The sequence below is a fragment of the Brevinema andersonii genome, from assembly GCF_900112165.1.
GTDB lineage: Bacteria > Spirochaetota > Brevinematia > Brevinematales > Brevinemataceae > Brevinema > Brevinema andersonii.
Genome location: NZ_FOKY01000034.1, coordinates 1 through 3299 on the forward strand (window position 1 = coordinate 1; position 3299 = coordinate 3299).

2 rRNA genes are annotated in these 3299 nt (G+C 49.8%); both read right to left on the reverse strand.

The annotated features are described in order from the left end of the window. Positions 1-214 precede the first annotated feature (214 nt). Positions 215-322, reverse strand: a 5S ribosomal RNA gene (gene rrf, locus BM018_RS07445). A 49-nt stretch (positions 323-371) separates the two neighbouring features. Continuing rightward, positions 372-3242: ribosomal RNA gene (locus tag BM018_RS07450) — 23S ribosomal RNA — on the reverse strand. Positions 3243-3299 lie beyond the last annotated feature (57 nt).

Sequence of the window (3299 nt, forward strand, 5' to 3'; positions counted from 1 at the left end):
ATTTCATAATAAAGAATGAAAATAGATTTAATCAAATAATAGAAAATAAAAAAAGTATTAACTAACCTTAGATAAGATAAAAATTTAAAGATTCTTTGATAGAAAAATGAAAACCAGATACTTCCATGATATAGCAAAATCTTGTAGAAAAATTCTCTAGTACCCAAACATCAACATGCAGATAAACATCGATTTTCCCTTCAAAATAAAAAAAAACTGGTGGTACCTACTTTCCCCCAAAAGGAGTATCATCGGCGCATTAAGGCTTAACTGCCAGGTTCGGAATGGAGCTGGGTGTTTCCCTTAATCTATAACCACCAGAATTATTTCTGAATTAATAATAACATACAGGCTTAAAGCCCGAGATGAGAAAAGTTAAGACTGTGGAGCTATTAGTAGCGCTCGGCTGAATGCATTACTGCACTTACACCTACACCCTATCAACCAGGTAGTCTTCCTGGGCTCCAATGGGAGACCTCATCTTAGAGATGGTTTCCCGCTTAGATGCTTTCAGCGGTTATCCTTTCCGGACATAGCTACTCGACATTGTGCCGCTGGCGCGACAGCCGATACACTAGCGGTCCGTTCATTCCGGTCCTCTCGTACTAGGAACAAATCTCTTCAAGTCTCCGAACGCCTATAGTGGATAGGGACCATACTGTCTCACGACGTATTGAACCCAGCTCACGTACCGCTTTAATGGGCGAACAGACCAACCCTTGGGACCTTCTACAGCCCCAGGATGCGATGAGCCGACATCGAGGTAGCAATCCTTCTCGTCGATATGAACTCTTGGAGAAGATAACTCTGTTATCCCCGGGGTACCTTTTATCCGTTGAGCGATGGCACTTCCACTCGCAACCACCGGATCACTAAGCCCGACTTTCGTCCCTGCTCGACTTGTCAGTCTCACAGTCAAGCTCCCTTTTACCTTTACGCTTACAGCGCGATTTCCGACCGCGCTAAGGGAACCTTTGGGCGCCTCCGTTACTCTTTAGGAGGCGACCGCCCCAGTCAAACTGCCCGCCAGACACTGTCCGCTCTAAACTTTAGAATAGACGCGTTAGAAACCCAGAACGACAAGGGTGGTATCTCAACAACGACTCCACAACGGCTGGCGCCGAGCTTCACAGTCTCCCACCTATCCTGCACATATCGTCCCAAGCATCAATGCCAAGTTGCAGTAAAGGTCCACGGGGTCTTTCTGTCCTACTACAGGTAGTTGGCATCTTGACCAACCATGCAATTTCACCGAGCCCCAGGCCGAGACAGCGTTCAAATCGTTATACCATTCATGCGCGTCGGAACTTACCCGACAAGGAATTTCGCTACCTTAGGACCGTTATAGTTACGGCCGCCGTTTACCGGGGCTTCAATTCAGAGCTTCTCTTGCGATAACCCCTCCTCTTAACCTTCCGGCACTGGGCAGGCTTCAGACCATATACTTCCACTTGCGTGTTCGCATAGTCCTGTGTTTTTGGTAAACAGTCGCTTGAACCTCTTAACTGCGTCCGCCTCACGGCGGAACCCCTTCTCCCGAAGTTACGGGGCTATTTTGCAGAGTTCCTTAGCCTGGGTTATCTCGTACGCCTTAGGATATTCTCCTCACCCACCTGTGTCGGTTTAAGTACGGTCGAACCTGCATTGTATGTTTCGGGACTCTTTCTCGGCGCAAAACTCCATAGACTTCCTCCCGCCTAAACGAGCATCGCTCACTCCTCGAATTCCGCGCAACTCATCATCACGCCTCCTCAGAGCTTCGACGGGGGCAACCATCGCCCCGCTCTATGCCATCCCACGCGTCATCCCAACATATGCAGACCCGGCTTCCGAATATCAACGGAATTCCCATCGCTTACGCCTTTCGGCTTGGGCTTAGGGGCCGGCTAACTCAGGATCGACTAGCGTTGTCCTGAAAACCTCGGGTTTACGGCGAACGGGTTTTTCACCCGTTTTTTCGTGTACTCATGCCCACATTCTCACTTGTATTCGCTCCAGCATCCTTTCCAAGACACCTTCGTCGCTCATACAACGCTTTCCTACCATTCTTTCGAATCCGCGGTTTCGGTATTATGTTTAGTCCCAGTTCATTGATGGCGCAGGGCATCTCGACCGGTGAGCTATTACGCACTCTTTAAATGATGGCTGCTTCTAAGCCAACATCCCGGCTGTCCAAGACCCCCCACCTCCTTTGCCACTTAACATAATTTAGGGACCTTAACCGACGGTCTGGGTTGTTCCCCTCTCGTCCATGAAGCTTATCCCCCATGGGCTCACTCCCATCCTTACCACGCACGTATTCGGAGTTCGGTACGGTTTGGTAACGCCAGGCGCCCCTAGCCGTTCCGGTAGCTCTACCCCATGCGCTTATAGATGAGGCTGCACCTCAATGCATTTCGGAAAGAACCAGCTATCGCCGAGTTCGTTTGGCCTTTCACCCCTTACCACAAGTCCTCCGAGCACTTTTCAACGTACACCGGTTCGAGCCTCCACTCCATGTTACTGGAGCTTCACTCTGCTCATGGTAAGCTCACTCGGCTTCGGGTCTATACATAACGACTACTCGCCCTAATTAAGACTCGCTTTCGCTTCGACTCCGCGGCTGAACCGCTTAACCTCGCCGCCACGCATAACTCGCGGGCTCATGCTTCAATAGGCACGCCGTCACCCTCCGAAGAGAGCTCCGACTGCTTGTAAGTCAGTAGTTTCAGGTTCTTTTCACTCCCCTATCAGGGGTTCTTTTCATCTTTCCCTCACGGTACTTGTCCTCTATCGGTCACTTATGATATTTAGCCTTGGAGCGTGGTCGCCCCAGATTCCCACAAAATTTCCCGGATTCCGTGGTACTCAGGATACCTTTAGCCCCGCTCAGAATTTCAACTACAGGACTATCACCTTCTTCGGTCCAGCTTCCCAGCTGATTCGTCTATCCTTTACGGTAGCACCTCAAGGTCCTACAACCCCTATATGTATACACATAGGTTTGGGCTTCTCCCCTTTCGCTCGCCGCTACTCAGGGAATCTCATTCGATTTCTTTTCCTCCGGCTACTAAGATGTTTCAATTCGCCGGGTGCGCTCCCACATCGTGGGTGACAGCCCATTACGGCTGCCGGGTTCCCCCATTCGGATATCTCCGGATCAACGCCTTAGTGCGGCTCCCCGAAGCTTTTCGCAGCTTTTCACGTCCTTCTTCGCTCTATAAGTGCCTAGACATCCCCTACTGACCCTTTCTCTCTTAACTTTTCTCACCTCAGTTCTTTGCCTGTCTTTTCTTACATACAAACTAAATCCTATTTAG